This is a genomic window from Achromobacter sp. 01N37, assembly GCF_056399725.1.
On the sequence record NZ_JBFTRX010000006.1, the window covers coordinates 254,141 to 271,817 of the forward strand.

Here is a 17,677-nt window from a genome sequence, read left to right on the forward strand (position 1 = left end):
CTTGACCCAACCGACCAACGCCTTGGCTCACGCGGATTACCCGCCCGCCCAAACGGTCGAAGACTTCACTGCGAACCTTGCCGCCGTGCAACACCGCATCGCCCAAGCCTGCGAACGCGCCGGCCGCGATGCCGGCAGCGTGCGGCTATTGCCCGTCAGCAAGACCGTGGACGCGGCGCGCGTGCGGCTGTCGTACGAAGCAGGCATCCGCTATCTGGGCGAAAACAAGGTGCAGGAAGCGTATTCCAAATGGGAAGCCTTGAGCGACCTGCCCGACCTGCGTTGGTCCGTCATCGGCCATCTGCAAACCAACAAGGCCAAACTGGTTGCGCGCTTCGCGTCAGAGTTCCAGGCGCTGGACAGCCTGCGCGTGGCCGAAGAGCTCGACCGCCGGTTGCAGGCCGAAGGGCGTGCGCTGGATGTGTTCGTGCAGATCAATACGTCGGGCGAAGCCAGCAAGTACGGGCTGGCGCCGGAAGACGCCGCCGCCTTCGTGCAGGCCTTGCCCGCATTTCAATCGCTGCGCGTGAAGGGGCTGATGACGCTGGCGCTCTTCGCAAGCGACGCCGCGCGCGTGCGGCCATGCTTCGTGCGCCTGCGCGAGCTGCGCGACACGCTGCGCCAGACCGCCCCGGCAGGCATCGACCTGGCCGAGTTGTCGATGGGCATGTCGGGTGACTTCGAACTGGCCATTGAAGAAGGCGCAACGGTCGTGCGCGTAGGCCAGGCGATTTACGGATCGCGCGCGCTGCCCGACAGCCACTACTGGCCTGCGACGGGCAAGCCGGAAAACTGAAGGGAAGGAAGTACACAACAGGCGGCAAGAATGGGCGGATAAGTGGTCTGTTTACTATGCATAAAGTGGCATGAATAAACAGTCCACTTGAATCCTACACTTTGCGTGGAGTAAGGCTGCGCGCATTGCAGCCGTTACGCACTGTGGAGTGATTCATGCATTCAACGCCGGCCCGCCTGCAACCCGCCGACTTCTTCGCCCCGACCGTCGCCGCCCTGATTTCTGTTCTGGTGAACTACGGCGGCACCTTTGTCCTGGTCTTCCAGGCTGCCGAACTGGCGCAACTGACGCCCGCCCAGACCACGTCCTGGGTATGGGCCGTGTCCATCGGCGTCGGCGTCACGGGCGCGTTCCTCAGCTTCCGGTACAAGGCTCCCATCATCACCGCCTGGTCCACGCCGGGCGTGGCGTTCCTGGCCACGGTGATGCCCTTCACACCCTATGGCGAAGTCATCGGTGCGTACATGCTGTCGGCACTGGGCTTCATCGTATTGGGGCTGTCCGGTGCGTTCGAAAAGCTGGTCCGTATGATCCCCGCGGGTATCGCCGCCGGCCTCTTGGCGGGCATCCTGCTGCAATTCGGCGTCAACGCATTTGGCGGCGCCAGCGCCGACCCCTTGCTGGTGATCGTGCTGGTGATTTGCTATGCATTGCTCAAGCGGTATACCTCACGCTTTGCGGTGGTTGGCATCTTGGTGATTGGCGTCACGATGCTGCTGGCGCAACAACGTATCGACGTCTCGGCCATCCACCTCAGCCTTGCCACGCCCGTGTTCGAAACGCCGCGCTTCTCGTTGCATGCGCTGTTGGGCGTCGCGTTGCCGCTGTTCATCATCACGCTGACCGGGCAATACATGCCGGGCATGCTGGTGCTGCGCAATGACGGATACAAGACCAGCGCCAGCCCGATTCTGACCGTCACCGGCTTGGGCTCGTTGCTGATGGCGCCCTTTGGCGCGCACGCGTTCAACGTTGCGGCCATCACAGCAGCCATCTGCACCGGCCCCGACGCGCACCCTGACCCGCGCAAGCGCTACATCGCGGGGCTGGCATGCGGGGTCTTCTACATTCTGGTGGGCACCTTCGGCGTCACCCTGGCGACGCTTTTCATGGTGCTGCCCAAGACCTTCATCACCACGCTTGCCGGGCTGGCATTGCTGGGCGCCATTGGCGGCAGTCTGGCCAATGCCATGGCTGATGCGCGCACGCGCGAAACGGCGCTCATCACGTTCCTGGCAACGGCGGCCAACGTTACGTTGTTGGGCGTGGGTGGCGCATTCTGGGGGCTGGCCGCCGGGCTGACTGCGCACCTGCTGATACACGGCGGCAGCCGCGCGCTGCTTGGCAGCCCGGCCAAGCCCTAACCATGCGAGGGGTGCTATGGGGCTTTTTGGGGCAGCTACTTCTTTCGTAGCGCCTGTGACAAGCGCTTAACGGACGTATCGATCTCATGCGCCGTCAACGAGGAATAGCCCAATATCCACCCTTGCCGCTTTTCGGCGCCGGCATACAGGCGGCTCAAGCCCGGCAGTTGCAGGCCAGCGGCCGCCGCCAGCCGGATGGTCTTGGCCTCTGACCACCCCCGCGCAAGCAAACAAGGAATCTGCAGTCCGCCTTCTGGACGCAAGGCGGTGACGACGTCAACCAGATGCGTGTTCAGCGCTTGCAGCATGGCGTCGCGGCGCGCCGCATACAGCTTGCGCATGGCGCGCACGTGGGCCGCGTAATGCCCGTCTTCCATGAAGCGCGCCAGCGTCAATTGCAGAATCTGCGGCGTATGCCCGTCCATGATGCTGCGCGCGCGCGTGAAGGCGCCAACCAGCTCGTGCGGCAACGCCATATAGCCCATACGCAGGCCCGGGTAGAGCGTCTTGCTGAAGGTGCCGACGTAGAGCGTGCGCTGATGTTTGTCCACGCCCTGCACGCACGCGGTTGGCAGACCGTCGTAATGGAACTCGCTGTCGTAGTCGTCCTCGATGATCCACTTTCCCTGCTCGGCCGCCCAACGGGTCAGCTCCAGGCGGCGCGCCAACGACAAGGTGGCGCCGGTGGGGTACTGATGCGACGGCGTCACGTACACGCAGTTCGCACCGCTGCGATCCGCACGCAGCAGATCCATGCGGATGCCGTCCTCGTCCACATCGATCGGCACGATTTTCGCTTCGGCCGCTTCAAACGCCTTTTTGGCGCCGAAGTATCCCGGGTTCTCAAGCAGGATGGGCTTGCCCGCGTCCACCAGCAATTGCGCGCACAGAAACAACGCCTGCCGCGTGCTGCTCAACACCAGAATCTGATCCGCAGATACCTTGGCGCCCCGCTCCAGATTCAGATAGGCGGCAATGGCCTTGCGCAGCGGCGCAGCCCCTTGCGGGTCGCCATGCAGCAGCACGTGGTCCCGATAGTCCTTCAGCGCCTGCCGCTGCAAGCGTTCCCAGACATCGGTGGGAAACGTGCGTGTCTCGGGCAGCCCGGTGGCAAACGCCTTGACCGCTTGCTGGTCCGCCACCCCGCCGCTATCGAAAATCATCCGGCCCCGGCGGCTCAACCCGGCTGCCGGCGCCGGCACGCCGCGCTTGTCATCCTGGAGCTTGGCGCGGCGGCCGGCAGCGCCGCGCAGCTGGGCGCCTACCGTGTCAGACACATAGCTGCCTGAACCCCCGCGCCGCACGATATAGCCGTCGCGATGCAGCTGTACGTATGCGTTTTCAACGGTGTCGCGCGCAACACCCAGCGACGTGGCCAGCGTGCGGGTGGCGGGCAGCTTGATGCCCGCATCCAGCGCGCCATCCAGGATCAGCGCGCGCAGCGCCCGTTGGATGCGTTGATGCAGATCCAACGGCTGAAGATCGGCGTCGTTCAGCCGGATCTTCAGCGTGTCCAGTTCAAAAGCCTTGGCCATGCGGTCTGCCTGATGGATAAGATTGAATCAATCAAAGCAGGCCATTCTATCCGCACCGAAACGCTTAGCCCAGGTACTCCACGTTGCCGCAAACCGAGATGCTTTGCCCGCTGATGACCGCGCCTTCGTCGGAGCACAGAAAGGCCACTTGATTCGCCACATCTTCAGGGCGAGTCATGCGGCGCAGCGAAACCTTCTCCACCAGCTGTTCACGCATCGCATCGTTGCTGACGCCGCCGGCTTCTGCGCGCGCCGCGATGACGCGCTCGACACGGTCGCCCGACACCACGCCCGGCAGAACCGAGTTGACGCGAATGTTGGACGGGCCCAGTTCCATGGCCCACGTCTGCGTCAGCCCCGCCAAGCCGAACTTGCTGGCGCTGTAAGGGCTGCGCAGCGAAAAGCCAAGCCGGCCCGCCACCGAAGAAATATTGATGATGGCGCCGCCGCCCGCTGCCCGCAGCAAGGGCACGGCGCTGCGCGCGCACAGGAACGTGCCGGTCAGGTTGACGTCCAGCGTGTGCTGCCAGGCGTCCAGTGTGGTGTCTTCCAGCCGGCTGGTGGGGCCGGACACGCCCGCGTTGTTGATCAGCGCATCCAGCTTGCCCCACCTGGCGGCCAAGCCGCTGAACAACTCCGCCACCTGCGCTTCGCTGGACACATCGGTCACGCTGACGCTCAAACGCGGGTTCGCCGTGCGCGCGGCATCGCAGGCTGCGGTATCGATATCGCACACATGCACTTGCGCGCCAGAGGCCAGGAATTTCTTCGCGATTGCCAAGCCGATGCCTTGCGCGCCCGCAGTGATCAGGACGCGCTTGCCATTCAAAGATTCAATCATGTTGTCTCGTCAAGAAAGTAGCGATCACAGCGCGAACTCGGGGCGGATACCGCTTTTCAACGGCAGGCCCATGATTTCGCGCGCTTCGGCGGGCGTAGCCGGCTCCATGTCCATTTCGCGGATGATGCGCACGATGCGCTCGGTCAGCTGAACATTGGTGGCCAGTTCCCCGTGCCGGTAATACAGGTTGTCTTCCAGGCCCACGCGCGCATGGCCGCCCAACAGCAAGGCGCTGATGTTGGCCTCGAGTTGCGACGGCCCGATGCCGCTGACGCAGAAAATGCTGTGCTTCGGCAGCAGGTCCACCATCATCTGCAAATGCCGGGGCGAGAACGGCATCGCGTTCTGAAAATTGCGATGCACATTCATGACCAGGTTGATGAAGTGCGGCCCTTCATCCAGCCCTTCTTCGATCAGCGTGGTGGCGTCTTGCAGGATATGCGTGGGGCTGAAGACTTCCCACTCGGGCTTGATGCCGCGCGCCTTCATGCCGGCGGCAAGCTCGCGCGCTTTGGTCAGCGGCGTGTTCATCAGGTATTCGCGGTCGCCAAACGCCAGGTTCAGCGTTGTCGCGTCCAGCGTGCACATTTCGGCGCCGGCATCCATTCCTTTCAACCGCTCTTCCCACAGAATTTCCCACGTGCCGGGCGAGGTTTCTTTCACCATGTCGCCATGCACGCCGCCACCGGTGGAGTTATTCAGGATGATGTCGCAGCGCTCGCGGATGCGCTGGTTCATGTCGCGGTAGATCGCCGCGTTGCAGGTCGCCTGGTCGTCGGGCCGGCGCGCATGCAGCGCCACCACGCTGGCGCCCGCGTTGTAGCAACGGTAAACGTCGTCTGCGATTTCAGCCGGTTGCGTGGGCAGATGCGGGTTCTGGGTTTTGAATGCCATGCCCCCGGTCGGGGCGATGGTCACAATGACTTTGCGTTTTGCCATGTTGGTCTCCCATTCACTTCCAGAGCGCGCAGCGGGTTTCGGCTTGCTTGGTAAAGGCCTCGTTGCCGTCAATCGTCTGCAGCACCTTGAAGTAGTCCCACGGTTCTTTCGATTCGTCCGGCGTCTTCACCTGCAACAGGTACATGTCATGCACGACACGGCCATCCGGACGCACGACGCCATCCTTGATGTACATGTCATTCAGCTTGTTTTCGCGCAGATACGCCAGCACGCGGTCGGCATCATCGGTGCCCGTGGCCTTGACCGCGCGCAGGTATTGCAACGCCGCGGAATAATCGGCCGCCTGCAGCGACGACGGCATGGCCTTGCGGCGCTCGTAGAACTTCTGGCTCCAGGCGCGCGTGGGTTCCGATGCGTTCCAGTACCAGCTGTCGGTCAAGTACATGCCCTGCGTGGCGGGCAGGCCCATGGCGTGGATGTCGTTGATGAACATGATCATGCCCGCCAGCCGCATCGTCTTGGTCACGCCGAATTCGTTGGCGGCCTTGATGGCGTTCGTGGCGTCGGCGCCGGCATTGGCCAAGGCAAGAATGTCCGCCTTGCTGCTTTGCGCCTGCAACAGGAACGATGAAAAATCGTTCGCCGACAAGGGATGCTTGACGGACCCCACCACCTTGCCGCCGCCCGCTTCAACCACCTTCGTCGTATCCGCTTGCAACGCGTGGCCGAATGCGTAATCGGCCGTCAGGAAGTACCAGCTTTTACCGCCCGCCTTGACCACCGCCGCGCCCGTGCCACGCGCCAACGCGACCGTGTCGTACGCGTAGTTCAAGGTGTAGGGCGTGCATTGTTCGTTGGTCAGCGCCGGGGCGCCCGCGCCCACCACGATGATGGGCTTCTTCTTGTCGGCCGCTACCTTCGACATGGCCAGCGCGGTGCTGGAGTTGGTGCCGCCAATCAGCATGTCCAGGCCGCGCTGGTCGAACCATTCGCGCGCCTTGGCTGACGCGATGTCGGCCTTGTTCTGGTGGTCTGCCGTCAAGAGTTCGATCTTCTTGCCGTTGATCTCGCCCCCCATTTCCTCGATGGCCATCTTGATGGCTTCCGCCCCGCCCGGGCCATCGGGGCCCGAGTACACGCCAGACAGGTCCGTGATGAAACCGATTCGAATAACATCGTCCGAAATCTGCGCGTGGGCGGCCGTGGCGTTCAATAGCGTGGCGGCGACGCCGAAGGCGAGCGCGGTGCCGGACTTGATGCGTGGCATTGACAACATACCTGTCTCCTCTTATGTTTTTTGGCTCTTGTGCGTCTTGAATGGGTCTTGACGCTTTGGGCCTCAACTATTCTGGGACTGGCCCCTGGCGCGAACAGTCACCATGGTGACAAAGCGCCCTAGGGTTTACCTGAGCGCCGTCACCCCTGCTGAACGGAGAAAACATGCGCGGACCGCCTGACAGCGTAGGCAGCCAGACTCCCGGCGCAAAGCGCAAGCCTGCCCTATGCCCGGTAGACAAAATGTTGAGCGTCGTCCCCTGGTACAACGGCTTGCCGGCGCTTGAGCGCAACCTGGTCCGCTCCGAACTGCGCACGGTGTCGCTCGCCACGGGCGAGTACCTGTTTCGCGCGGGTTCGAAATCGCTGGGCTGGTATGGCGTGGTTGAAGGCCTGGTGAAATGGACGTCGCCGGGCGCGGATGGCAAGTCCCTGTCGCTGGCCGGCTTCAGCATCGGCAGCTGGTTTGGCGAAGCCACCATGCTGCGACGCGAACGCTTTGAATACGAGGTGATTGCGCTGCGCCCGAGCCGCATCGTCATCCTGCCGCGCGATACCTGCGAACGGCTGTGGAACCACAACATCGAATTCACGAAGGCATTGACGATGCATCTGGCGCAGCGGGTCAACTGGCTGATGGCCAGCTACACCGGCAACGTGCTGCTGGATGTGGACACCACCGTGGCCCGCGCCGTGGCGGCGCAATTCGATGCCGAACGCCATGCGGATACGCAGGGGCGATTGAAGATATCCCAGGAAGAGATCGCCAGCTTGTGCGGCGTGTCCCGCCAACGCTGCAACGCCGCGCTGACGCGGCTGGCGCGCGCGGGAGTGCTACAGACGCACTACGGCGGAATGACGATTCTGGATAAGGATGCGCTGTACAGGCGCGCGTTGATCAATGGATGAAGGGTTTTGGACAGTGAGCCGCAATATCACCCAGGGGCGCCGGACTTGGCTGCCCCTTGCCTGGTTGTTCCTTGTACTGGCCTGTCTCTTGCTGCCGGCGGCGGGCTGGATGTTTCTGAAGTCGCCCTATGAACCCAAGGGCGCCACGTCGGCGGCGTCGGCGTTTATCCGTGACATCTACGCAGATGACTGGCAACGCGCTTATGACCTGACCTTCAAGAATGGCAACACCGGCCGCACAATCGATGAATTTCGCGCCGTTGCGGCTCGCCAATTCTGCGGACGCGTGTCCGTGCTGAAGTATTGGAGTCCGCTGCAAACCCACGGCAACCGGCTGCGCCGCTGGTTAAAAGGCGTGCCGCTGGATCAAGATCAGGTCTGGGTGGAATTCCATGACTCGGCATCGGGATGCATGATGTCGTTCGAAATCCGGCGCACCCAGGACGATCAGTGGAAAGTCTTCAACTTCCAAAGCCATGCGGGGTGAGATCAGGTCAGGCAAATGCGCGGTCGAAATCCACAAGGTCGGTAGGCTGCATGCCTAAACCCTTGGCCATCACGCGCCAGCTGTCGACGGCTCGCGCCACCTCGGCCCACATTGCATTGGCTTCCTCCGCAGTCAATCTGAAGTAAGGCGCCCCTTCCATCAGCACGTCCCGACTGTCAATGGGGCCGGAATCTTCAGTCAGCCATGTCTTGCTTTCGCGTCGGTCTCCGGGCATTGGATTGAGGTCGAATGCGGGCGACAGACGCCATCCATGTTGACGCGCGTCATACAGAAACCCACTATTACGCAAATGATCGTCGGTGTTGCAGATCAAAAAATTGAAGACCAGCCTGCGCCACAACTCATGGATGTCGGCAATAGGATTGGCGCCCTCCTGCAACAGGACGTCCACCAGTTCCGTATACGCGTGCACGGCATCTCGGCCAGTAGACTGAAGCATCGTCGCGGCCGACACGTAGGGAATACGACCGCCATCAACGGTGCGGTCGAATCGCCGAATGATGGCGACGGCTGTTCCATTGATCAGTTCTACACGCGCTGCGGCCGCGTTGATGCCCGCCTTGGCGGCGAGATGCATGGCCAGCACCTCGCCTCGAATCACGTCGCGCTGGTCAGACTGGCTGGGGAATTTTCCCAAAGCCAGGCGGCCATCCGTATCTCGAACGGTGGACTTGGGGCGGGCCCCGCCCAGCGAGGTGCCTTGCCCCAGCAGATATTGCAGGTCTTGCTCGCTTTCTGTGCCGGCTTCTAACGCGCGGGCCGCGTTCACGACCCTGCCCAGCTCCACCAACGGGGGAATATGCCAATGCGTTCCACCCGATCGCAAATAGACGTTGGCTTGAGGATCAAACAGACGCAACGCGCCGACACGGGCCTCGTCATCGACCCACATCAAGAAATCGACAGGTTCAAGCGCAGGCGTATCTCGGTCTTGCTGCCTCAACCGAGCATGGGCGCGCCTGATCACGCGTTCGCCCCAGGAGTCCGGCCCCGTGTCCTCGAGCGCGCGAAAAAAAACGTCTTGTGGATGTTGAACACTTAAAACCGGCAACAGGTCGGGCGATAGCGCAAAAAATCGAGAATCCCGCAGCCAACGCTCGTCGTAACTGAACGCGCTGCGCTTGCCGCTGCCCAGATGAAGTCGCCCCACGACCTGGCCTTTGGAACCTAGATGTACCTCGAGATCCTGACGCCGTGATGTTTTGGTAGCCATCAAAAGCCCTCCAACTCATCGGTGTCATCCACATCTCTCTTTTTGGCTGTCGCGGAATGCGCTGCCTGCGCGTTGCCACGTCGAGCGCTGCGCACCCGTTGGGGCAGTTGCTCCCGCACCAGTTCCATCCCCAGGGAGTCATTCTCGGTAGCCATCACCTTCACCAAGTCCTCAAGGCGGCCAAGCACATGCAAGGCGCGGAGGAAAGTATGGAAGGCAGTGCCAGGATAGCCATCTTCCATGCGCCTTACCGTGCTCAGCGATGTGCCAATGCGCTGCGCCAGATCTTCCTGGCTTAAACGCCGCACCCTGCGCGCGGCCGAGATGTCTTGCCCCAGGCGGTGCAACGCGCGGTCTACAGGGCGTGGCATCGCAACGCGTGGGCCGGGAGTTTTCTGCGTGGAAGTTGGCATACGCGCACCTGCTCAGATATGAATAAAAATAGCCGTTAGGCGTTCATATTTGAGCACATGGTCAAACTTTGATCAACCAAACGATTCAGCAATAACCATTCATATATGACTTATTAAATTGTTATAAAAGTCATATTTGATCAACTCTGACGAAGATCGTTCAGCTCCATGGCAGGTAAACCATAAGCGGCTAGGAAGGTACGGTATGGGGAGTGTGCAGACAGGCTCAGCGCAGCCAGCAAAAAGCGGCGGAGAAATCTGAAAAGGATTGTGGAGCGGGTGAAGGGAATCGAACCCTCGTATGAAGCTTGGGAAGCTGCCGTTCTACCATTGAACTACACCCGCTCAGGTGTCGTGCCACGACGCAGGGCCGGGGCAGAGCCGAGGATTATAGCGCGGGATTTTTGGAATCTTCGGATGATTTTTGCTTCCTCTTTTACTTCCCCTTCCAGTGGTCCCCATCCCTGGAATTAAATGTGTCCCTAATTTAGTCCATCCGGCCGACTCCGCCCCGGCGCGGCTGCCACTACAATTCGGGGCTATGAATACGCCTAACTCCGCGAACCACCCCGCGAACTCCTCCGCGGACACACCCGCGACGCCTTCCGTGAACACCTCTGACACCACCGCCGGCTCTTCGGCAGCGGCGCCTGCCGCCGCCCCCGTTTCCCCCGAGACGCAGGCTGCGCTGGCCAGCACCGCCCATGCGCCGAACAGCCCGGGCGCGACGCATATCCGCAGCTTCGTGCATCGCCGCGGCCACATCACCCAGGGCCAGTTGGCCGCGCTGGAACGTCTGATGGGCGAATGGTCCATTCCGTACGCCCCCCGCCGTCTGGACCCCACCGCCGCGTTTGGCCGGCAGGCGCCCACGGTGCTGGAGATTGGTTTCGGCATGGGCGAGACCACCGAGAAGATCGCGCTGGCCCGTCCGGACGACAACTTCCTGGGTGTGGAAGTGTTCAACGCCGGTGTCGGCTCGCTGCTGCGCCGCATTGAAGATTCCAAGATTCAGAACCTGCGCATCATCCAGCACGATGCGGTCGAAGTCGTGCGCGACATGATCGCGCCGGACTCGCTGGCGGGCGTGCACGTGTACTTTCCGGACCCGTGGCCCAAGAAGCGCCATCACAAGCGCCGCCTGTTGCAGCCCGCGTTCGTGTCGCTCTTGGCCAGCCGCATTGCGCCGGGTGGCTACATCCATTGCGCCACCGACTGGGAAGACTACGCGGTGCAGATGCTGGAAGTGCTTAGCGGCGAACCGTTGCTGGCCAATACGGCGGACGGCTACGCGCCCCGCCCCGATTACCGCCCCCTGACCAAATTCGAGACACGCGGCCTGCGCCTGGGCCACGGCGTCTGGGACCTGATCTTCAAGCGAGTCGCCTGATGCTCTATCCGCCGATCGAACCCTACCGCCACGGCACGCTGGATACCGGCGACGGTCACCAGATCTATTGGGAAATGTCGGGCAATCCGAATGGCAAGCCCGCCGTGTTCCTGCATGGCGGCCCGGGCAGCGGTTGTTCGCCGGTGCATCGCCAGCTGTTTGATCCGCAGCGCTACAACGTGCTGTTGTTCGATCAGCGCGGTTGCGGGCGGTCGACGCCGCACGCCAGCCTGGACAACAACACGACCTGGCATCTGGTGTCGGACATTGAACGCCTGCGCACCGAGATCATGGGTGCGGACAAGTGGCTGGTGTTCGGTGGTTCGTGGGGATCGACGTTGGCGCTGGCCTATGCCGAAACGCACCCTTCGCACGTCAGCGAGATGGTTGTGCGGGGCATCTTCGGGCTGCGCCGCGCCGAGATCCAATGGTTCTATCAGGAAGGCGCGTCGTGGCTGTTCCCCGACCGCTGGGAAGAATATCTGGCGCCCATTCCGGAAGCGGAACGCGGCGACCTGGTGGCGGCGTATCACAAGCGCCTGACGGGCAATGACGCGGCCGAGCAATTGCGCGCCGCCAAGGCCTGGAGCAAGTGGGAAGACAGCACCATCACGCTGCTGCCCAGCCCGCGCCATCAGCAAAGCCATGCGGCAGATCGCGCTGCGCTGGCGTTTGCGCGCATCGAGAACCACTACTTTGTGAACGCCGGCTTCATGGAAGAAGGCCAGCTGATCCGCGACGCGCACAAGCTGCGCGGCATTCCCGGCACCATCGTCCAGGGACGCTACGACGTCTGCACACCCGCGCGCACCGCGTGGGATCTGCACCGCGCCTGGCCCGAAGCCGAATTCCATCTGGTGCCGGACGCGGGCCATGCCTTTGATGAACCCGGCACCTTGGCGCGCCTGATTGCCGCCACCGACGCCTACGCAAAACAGTGAGGAGACCTGATATGCACATTACGTTGAACGGCGACGCGCGCGAATTTCCGTTGGACACCACTGTCATCGAACTGCTGCAAACGCTCGGTTATGCGGGCAAACGCGTGGCCGTGGAACGCAACGGCGAGATCGTGCCGAAGAGCCAGCACGAGCAGACCACGCTGACGGATGGCGACCAGATCGAGATCGTCGTGGCGGTGGGCGGAGGCTGATTGCCCTGACGGTTGCGCGGCTCTTCTTGGAGCCGCACTTCGCACGGTTTTATTGCGCCGCAAATACGCGCCGCAAACACGAAGGGCCGCTGATTCAGCGGCCCTTTGCTTATGCATTTTCAGCAGGGTTCATGACGCACGGCACCATGTGCACGATGAGGATTGCGGCGCGCGCGTGACGCCACCTGCAAAGTGACGAGCAATGTTGCGTAGTCTGGCAAGCGACTAGCAACCTGTTACACGTTAACCCCTCGTCTCGCGGCGTTTACGCGAGTAATAATCGTTGCTGCTGGCGTCGTACGTTGTCGTGTTGTTGTTCTAGCGTTGCACATCGCCCCACGGGGCAAGGAGGCATCATGAACACCGCGGTCATCATCAATCTTCTCATCCAGCTTGTCGCAGGCGCCGCCGCCGGCAACGGATTGGGAAAAATGCTCCAGCAGTTCAACCTTGGCCCGTTGGGCAATACCATCGCCGGCGCGATTGGTGGCTTGGCGGGCGGTTCATGGCTGGCGCCCATGATCACGGCCGGCGCGGGGGCAGCGGCAACGGCGGGCAATGCAGGATTGGATCTTTCAGCGATTGCGGGGGACGTGGTGGGCGGCGGCATTGGTGGCGCCGTGCTGACCTTGATCGCCGGAATCGTACGCAAGATGTTCGTGGGCCGCGCGCCCTGAAGACAATCGTTTTCTCACCGCTACATCGATAAAGGAAACACTATGGGTCTGCTCAATTTCATCAAGGACGTAGGGGAAAAACTCTTCGGCGCCAGCGAGGCCAAGGCCGCGACCGCAGACGAGTTGAAGAAAGAGCTGGATAAGCACGGCCTGAACGCGGATGGCCTGCAAATTACCGTGGACGGCGACAAGGTCACGGTGGCCGGCGAGGCGCTAAGCACCGAAGCCGCCGAGAAGATTTCCCTGGCGCTGGGCAACACCGTCGGCGTTGCGGCGGTGGATAACCAGTTGAAGGTGAAGCAGGCCACGCCCGAAGCCAAGATGTACACGGTGCAAAAGGGCGACAACCTGTGGAAGATCGCCGAAGCGCAATACGGCAAGGGCCAGGGCGCGAAGAACACGCTGATCTTTGAAGCCAACAAGCCGATGTTGACCAGCCCCGACAAGATCTACCCGGGCCAGGTGCTGCGCATTCCGCCGCTGTCGTAAGCGGCAACTGAACCCAAACAACCCGGAGAACACCCATGCGTTTTCCGGATTGTGTCGCGGCGCGGCGCCCCCTGCCTGCCGCGATTGCTTGGCCAGACGCAATGTCTGGCCATTTTTTTGGCAGGAAGCACACGCGCTGCGAGGCCTCTTTTCCCGCCGGGCCGCCCCAAGGGAAAAGCGCCCCCCTGGGGGGCAGGAAGCGCACGCAGTGCGCGCGCCGTGGGGGCTCTATTTCCCGCCGGGCCGCCCCAAGGGAAAAGCGCCCCCTTGGGGGGCAGGAAGCGCACGCAGTGCGCGCGCCGTGGGGGCCTTATTTCATGCCGAAGCGGCCCAAGCCCTTCATGCCGCCCATGGCGCGCATCATCTTTGCCATGCCGCCCTTCTTCATCTGCTTCATCATGCCTTGCATCTGCTCGAACTGAGCCAGCAGGCGGTTGACCTCTTGCACCGGCACGCCGGAACCCGTTGCGATGCGGCGCTTGCGCGAGGCCTTGATGAGTTCGGGCTTGGCGCGTTCGGCGGCCGTCATGGAATTCAGGATGCCTTCCGTGCGGCGCAACTGCTTTTCCGCCTGGCCGCCTTGCAGCTGGCCCGCGGCCTGCTGGAACTGAGCCGGCAGCTTTTCAAGCAGCGAACCCATGTCGCCCAGCTTCTTCACCTGGCCGAGCTGGTCGCGGAAATCGTTCAGGTCGAACTTGTTGCCCGACTTGATCTTCGCCGCCAGCTTCTGCGCTTCGGCGATGTCGATATTCTTTTGCGCCTGTTCAACAAGCGAAACGATATCGCCCATGCCCAGCACGCGTTGGGCCATGCGGTCAGGGTAGAAGGGCTCAAGGCCGTCCAGCTTTTCCGACACGCCGACAAACTTCAGCGGCTTGCCGGTGACGTGGCGCACGGACAGGGCCGCGCCGCCGCGGGCGTCGCCGTCCAGCTTGGTCAGCACAACGCCCGTCAGCGGCAGCGCGTCTGCGAAGGCGCGCGCGGTGTTGACCGCATCCTGGCCCTGCATGGCGTCCACGACGAACAGCGTTTCCACCGGCTTGACCAAGTCATGCAGCGCGCGAATTTCGCGCATCATGGCCTCGTCGATGCCCAAGCGGCCGGCCGTATCCAGGATCAGCACGTCGTAGTGGTGACGGCGAGCATGGTCCACCGCGCCGCGCGCAATGTCTTCGGGCTTCTGGCTGGGGTCTGACGGCAGGAAGTCGACGCCGACCTGTGCGGCCACGCTCTTCAACTGGTCAATAGCGGCCGGACGATACACGTCGGCGGACACCACCAGCACTTTCTTCTTGCCGGTCTTGCGGCCGTGCTGCGTATGCTGGCCTTCGGACAGCCAGCGGGCGAGCTTACCGGTGGTGGTGGTTTTACCGGCGCCTTGCAGGCCGGCCATCAGGATGACCGCGGGCGGTTGCACCGCCAGCGACAATTCGTTGGAATCGGCGCCCAGGTCGCCGCCCATCAGGGCAGTCAGTTCCTTGTGGACGACGCCGACCAGGGCTTGGCCCGGGCTGAGGCTGGCGGCCACTTCTTCGCCCAGCGCCTTTTCCTTTACGCGGGCGACGAATTCACGCACGACGGGCAGGGCCACGTCGGCTTCCAGCAGAGCCATGCGCACTTCGCGCAGCATCTCCTGGGTGTTGGCCTCGGTCAGGCGGGCTTCACCGCGCAGCGTCTTGACGACGCGCGAAAGGCGTTGAGTTAGGTTATCGAGCATGAGAGGCGTTTCCGCTTAAACTAGTTGATTGAACGGTGGCCGCAGGCGCGGATTCTGCGCTTTCGGGTGACATGCACCCCAAGGCCCCATCCAGACAACGGTTTCTATGTCACTAGGCATTGTATTTCACACAGCGGCTGCCTTGGCGTACGCAGTGCTCGGGGGGTCACTTTGGGCCCGCCTGGCCGGCGCCGGGGAAGTGGAGCAGACGGGCAAAATCGCCCGTCTGTGCCTGCTGGGGGCCCTGGTTCTCCATGGAATCGGGCTGCAACAATCGATGCTGGGCGCCCAGCATCTGTTCATTGGGTGGGCACTGGCCCTGTCTGCGGCCATTTGGCTGGGCATGGTGGTGTTCTGGCTGGAGAGCCTGCTGGTACGCATTGACGGCCTGCAATTGCTGTTGTTGCCTGCCGCCGCCATCGCCAGCGCCCTGGCCGCCGTGTTTCCGCAGGGGCAATTCGTGCCCCACGCCAATGACGCCTGGCTGCGCGTGCACCTGCTGATCGCGCTTGCCGCCTATGGCCTTATCACCATCGCCGCCCTGCACGCCATGATGATGGCGCTGCTTGACCGCCACCTGCACCGGCCACTCGACGCCCCGGCCCAACGCAGCATCATCGGCCGCGTGCTGGACTCTCAGCCGCCGCTGCTGGTGCAAGAGCAACTGCTGTTCCGTATTATCTGGATCGGTTTCATCGTGCTGACATTGGCGGTGGGCTCGGGGTCGATCGCGTCGATGAAGCTGACGGGCAAGATCCTGCCGTTTGACCACAAAACCGTTTTCACCCTGCTGTCGTGGCTGACGTTCGGCGTGCTGCTGGTGGGCCGCCACATCCGGGGATGGCGTGGCCGGGTGGCGCTACGCTGGACGCTGACGGGTTTTGGTTTTCTGATTCTGGCCTATACCGGCAGCCGGTTCGTGCTGGAAATGATTCTGCATCGAGGCTGACGTGGGCAAGTTGTTGTTCTGGGTGGTTCTGATCATCGCGGTGCTGTTCGTTGCCCGCATCGCCGCCCGCATGGCGGCGGCACGGCAGGCGGACGAGCAACCCAAGACCCGCCGCAGCGCGCCTGCGCCGGCGGCGCCAGAGTCGATGGTGCGGTGTGCGCATTGCGGCATCCATCTGCCGCGCTCCGAAGCAGTGCTGCAGAACGGGCTGACCTGGTGCAGCACCGAGCACGCGGCCTTGGGCAAAAAGTAAGTCCCCACTCCAGATTTGGGAGGCAGCGGGGACCACGGCATAATGCCTGTTGGATTCACCACGCAAGTTCTCTCCCATGGCTCTGCTTCTGGATCGACATGGCTGGCTGGCGCCCGCCCCCGGTGTTACCCGTTTGCCCTCGCCCAACCGCGACGCGCGTCCTGCTGGCGCGCAAGTGTCGCTCTTGGTGCTGCACAACATCAGCCTGCCCCCCGGGCAGTTTGGCGGCCCCGAAGTGGCCGGGCTGTTCCTGAACACGCTGGACTATTCCTCGCACCCCTGGCTGGAACGGCTGCGCGGCTTGCGCGTGTCGGCGCACTTCTTCATCCGCCGCGATGGGCGCATCATTCAGTTCGTATCCACCGACCAGCGCGCCTGGCATGCTGGCGTGTCGCGCTTTGGCGGCCGCGAACGCTGCAATGACTTTTCCATCGGCATCGAACTCGAAGGCACGGATACCCTTGCCTATGCCGACGAACAATACGCGGCGCTGCGCAAGCTGACGCCGGTGCTGCGCGCACGTTATCCCCTGGCTGCGGCCTGGGGGCACGAACACATTGCCCCGGGCCGCAAAACGGACCCCGGGCCTGCTTTCAACTGGACGCGTTTTTCGCGCGACAGTGGCTTTGCGCGGCGGCAATTGCCGCCCGCCTGACACGACTCAAGGACTGGATATGTTGAAGATCTGGGGACGCCTGACTTCCGTCAACGTGCAGAAAGTGATGCTGGCCGTGCGCGAATTGGCCCTGCCGCACACCTTTACGCCCGCCGGCGGGCCGTTCGGCGTGGTGGACACGCCGGAATACGCCAAGCTCAATCCCAACCGCACCGTGCCCGTCATCGACGATGGCGGCTTTGTGCTGTGGGAATCCAACGCCATCGTGCGTTATCTGGCCGCGCGCTACGGCGCGGGTACGCTGTGGCCGGAAGACGCGTGCATGCGCGCCGACGCCGACCGCTGGATGGATTGGCAGGCAACCGAATGGCAAGGCGCCATGGGCCCCGCGTTCCTGGGCCTGATCCGCACGCCGGAAGACAAGCGCGATCACGCCGCAATTGAACATTCGGTGAAGCGTTCGAACGCCCGCGCCCTGATTCTGGACCAGGCGCTGCAAGGCCGCGAGTTCATTGCAGGCCGCCATCTGACGATGGGTGATATTGCGCTGGTCTGTTCCGCCCACCGCTGGCTGGCCCTGCCGATGGAACGCCCCGACACGCCGGCGCTGTCCGCCTGGTATCGCCGCGTGATGATGCGCCCCGCGCCGCAGGGCGTGCTGACCTTGCCGCTGGAATAA

20 protein-coding genes and 1 tRNA gene are annotated in these 17,677 nt (G+C 62.8%); 13 read left to right on the top strand and 8 right to left on the bottom strand.

The window, feature by feature from the left end; all coding sequences use genetic code 11:
• Window position 1: 1 nt before the first annotated feature.
• Both AC1DSJ_RS16640 and AC1DSJ_RS16645 read left to right on the top strand, forming a co-directional pair.
• Window positions 2-796 (top strand): YggS family pyridoxal phosphate-dependent enzyme, encoded by a 795-nt coding sequence (locus AC1DSJ_RS16640; RefSeq protein WP_054427557.1) that lies wholly within the window; start codon window positions 2-4, stop codon window positions 794-796.
• 155 nt (window positions 797-951) lie between these two features.
• The gene (locus AC1DSJ_RS16645; RefSeq protein WP_427945069.1) at window positions 952-2,160 is read left to right on the top strand and encodes a benzoate/H(+) symporter BenE family transporter; all 1,209 of its coding nucleotides are present in this window, start codon (window positions 952-954) and stop codon (window positions 2,158-2,160) included.
• A gap of 35 nt (window positions 2,161-2,195) precedes the next feature.
• Here the strand turns inward: AC1DSJ_RS16645 and pdxR are convergent, their stop codons facing one another.
• The 4 genes from pdxR to AC1DSJ_RS16665 form a co-directional block, all read right to left on the bottom strand.
• Window positions 2,196-3,695 (bottom strand): MocR-like pyridoxine biosynthesis transcription factor PdxR, encoded by a 1,500-nt coding sequence (pdxR, locus tag AC1DSJ_RS16650; protein ID WP_441371661.1) that lies wholly within the window; start codon window positions 3,693-3,695, stop codon window positions 2,196-2,198.
• A gap of 64 nt (window positions 3,696-3,759) precedes the next feature.
• Window positions 3,760-4,536: an SDR family oxidoreductase gene (locus AC1DSJ_RS16655; RefSeq protein ID WP_441371662.1), complete on the bottom strand. Its 777-nt coding sequence runs from the start codon at window positions 4,534-4,536 to the stop codon at window positions 3,760-3,762.
• A 24-nt stretch (window positions 4,537-4,560) separates the two neighbouring features.
• Window positions 4,561-5,475 carry a beta-keto acid cleavage family enzyme gene (locus AC1DSJ_RS16660; protein WP_427945072.1) on the bottom strand — a complete coding sequence of 305 codons (915 nt, stop codon included), beginning with the start codon at window positions 5,473-5,475 and terminating at the stop codon, window positions 4,561-4,563.
• A gap of 13 nt (window positions 5,476-5,488) precedes the next feature.
• The gene (locus AC1DSJ_RS16665) at window positions 5,489-6,703 is read right to left on the bottom strand and encodes an ABC transporter substrate-binding protein (protein WP_342066826.1); all 1,215 of its coding nucleotides are present in this window, start codon (window positions 6,701-6,703) and stop codon (window positions 5,489-5,491) included.
• A 251-nt stretch (window positions 6,704-6,954) separates the two neighbouring features.
• On the opposite strand from AC1DSJ_RS16665, the gene AC1DSJ_RS16670 reads away from it, so the two are divergent.
• Window positions 6,955-7,620 (top strand): cyclic nucleotide-binding domain-containing protein, encoded by a 666-nt coding sequence (locus AC1DSJ_RS16670; RefSeq protein ID WP_175171049.1) that lies wholly within the window; start codon window positions 6,955-6,957, stop codon window positions 7,618-7,620.
• A 109-nt stretch (window positions 7,621-7,729) separates the two neighbouring features.
• Window positions 7,730-8,107, top strand: coding sequence for a hypothetical protein (locus AC1DSJ_RS16675; RefSeq protein WP_342066778.1), 378 nt, complete (start codon window positions 7,730-7,732; stop codon window positions 8,105-8,107).
• Window positions 8,108-8,114: 7 nt separating this feature from the next.
• Here the strand turns inward: AC1DSJ_RS16675 and AC1DSJ_RS16680 are convergent, their stop codons facing one another.
• The 3 genes from AC1DSJ_RS16680 to AC1DSJ_RS16690 form a co-directional block, all read right to left on the bottom strand.
• Window positions 8,115-9,341 carry a type II toxin-antitoxin system HipA family toxin gene (locus AC1DSJ_RS16680; RefSeq protein ID WP_441371663.1) on the bottom strand — a complete coding sequence of 409 codons (1,227 nt, stop codon included), beginning with the start codon at window positions 9,339-9,341 and terminating at the stop codon, window positions 8,115-8,117.
• Window positions 9,341-9,754: a helix-turn-helix domain-containing protein gene (locus AC1DSJ_RS16685; protein ID WP_441371664.1), complete on the bottom strand. Its 414-nt coding sequence runs from the start codon at window positions 9,752-9,754 to the stop codon at window positions 9,341-9,343. Before AC1DSJ_RS16685 ends, AC1DSJ_RS16680 begins: the two co-directional genes overlap by 1 nt.
• 271 nt (window positions 9,755-10,025) lie before the next feature.
• A tRNA-Gly gene (locus AC1DSJ_RS16690) sits at window positions 10,026-10,099 on the bottom strand.
• A 196-nt stretch (window positions 10,100-10,295) separates the two neighbouring features.
• Here AC1DSJ_RS16690 and trmB point away from each other — a divergent pair.
• The 5 genes from trmB to lysM all read left to right on the top strand — a co-directional run bounded on the left by trmB (window position 10,296) and on the right by lysM (window position 13,463).
• Window positions 10,296-11,144, top strand: coding sequence for a tRNA (guanosine(46)-N7)-methyltransferase TrmB (gene trmB / locus AC1DSJ_RS16695; RefSeq protein WP_441371665.1), 849 nt, complete (start codon window positions 10,296-10,298; stop codon window positions 11,142-11,144).
• Window positions 11,144-12,085: a prolyl aminopeptidase gene (gene pip, locus AC1DSJ_RS16700; protein WP_054427547.1), complete on the top strand. Its 942-nt coding sequence runs from the start codon at window positions 11,144-11,146 to the stop codon at window positions 12,083-12,085. Before trmB ends, pip begins: the two co-directional genes overlap by 1 nt.
• 11 nt (window positions 12,086-12,096) lie before the next feature.
• Complete coding sequence (thiS, locus tag AC1DSJ_RS16705; RefSeq protein WP_006222389.1) at window positions 12,097-12,297, top strand: sulfur carrier protein ThiS; 201 nt, start codon at window positions 12,097-12,099, stop codon at window positions 12,295-12,297.
• 356 nt (window positions 12,298-12,653) lie between these two features.
• On the top strand, window positions 12,654-12,974 hold the full coding sequence (locus tag AC1DSJ_RS16710) for a hypothetical protein (protein WP_054427546.1): 321 nt from the start codon (window positions 12,654-12,656) through the stop codon (window positions 12,972-12,974).
• 42 nt (window positions 12,975-13,016) lie between these two features.
• The gene (gene lysM / locus AC1DSJ_RS16715; RefSeq protein WP_054427545.1) at window positions 13,017-13,463 is read left to right on the top strand and encodes a peptidoglycan-binding protein LysM; all 447 of its coding nucleotides are present in this window, start codon (window positions 13,017-13,019) and stop codon (window positions 13,461-13,463) included.
• Between the two features lie 310 nt (window positions 13,464-13,773).
• Here the strand turns inward: lysM and ffh are convergent, their stop codons facing one another.
• Entirely contained in the window at window positions 13,774-15,180 is a 1,407-nt protein-coding gene (gene ffh / locus AC1DSJ_RS16720; protein WP_054427544.1) for a signal recognition particle protein, read from the bottom strand.
• 106 nt (window positions 15,181-15,286) lie between these two features.
• Between ffh and AC1DSJ_RS16725 the strand changes: the two genes are divergently transcribed.
• From AC1DSJ_RS16725 to AC1DSJ_RS16740, 4 genes are all read left to right on the top strand, one after another.
• Window positions 15,287-16,129, top strand: a complete 843-nt coding sequence (locus tag AC1DSJ_RS16725) for a cytochrome C assembly family protein (RefSeq protein ID WP_054427543.1) — start codon at window positions 15,287-15,289, stop codon at window positions 16,127-16,129.
• Window position 16,130: 1 nt separating this feature from the next.
• The gene (locus tag AC1DSJ_RS16730; RefSeq protein ID WP_054427542.1) at window positions 16,131-16,382 is read left to right on the top strand and encodes a PP0621 family protein; all 252 of its coding nucleotides are present in this window, start codon (window positions 16,131-16,133) and stop codon (window positions 16,380-16,382) included.
• Between the two features lie 76 nt (window positions 16,383-16,458).
• Window positions 16,459-17,037, top strand: coding sequence for a 1,6-anhydro-N-acetylmuramyl-L-alanine amidase AmpD (gene ampD, locus AC1DSJ_RS16735; protein ID WP_175171003.1), 579 nt, complete (start codon window positions 16,459-16,461; stop codon window positions 17,035-17,037).
• A 19-nt stretch (window positions 17,038-17,056) separates the two neighbouring features.
• Window positions 17,057-17,677 (top strand): glutathione S-transferase family protein, encoded by a 621-nt coding sequence (locus AC1DSJ_RS16740; RefSeq protein ID WP_054427540.1) that lies wholly within the window; start codon window positions 17,057-17,059, stop codon window positions 17,675-17,677.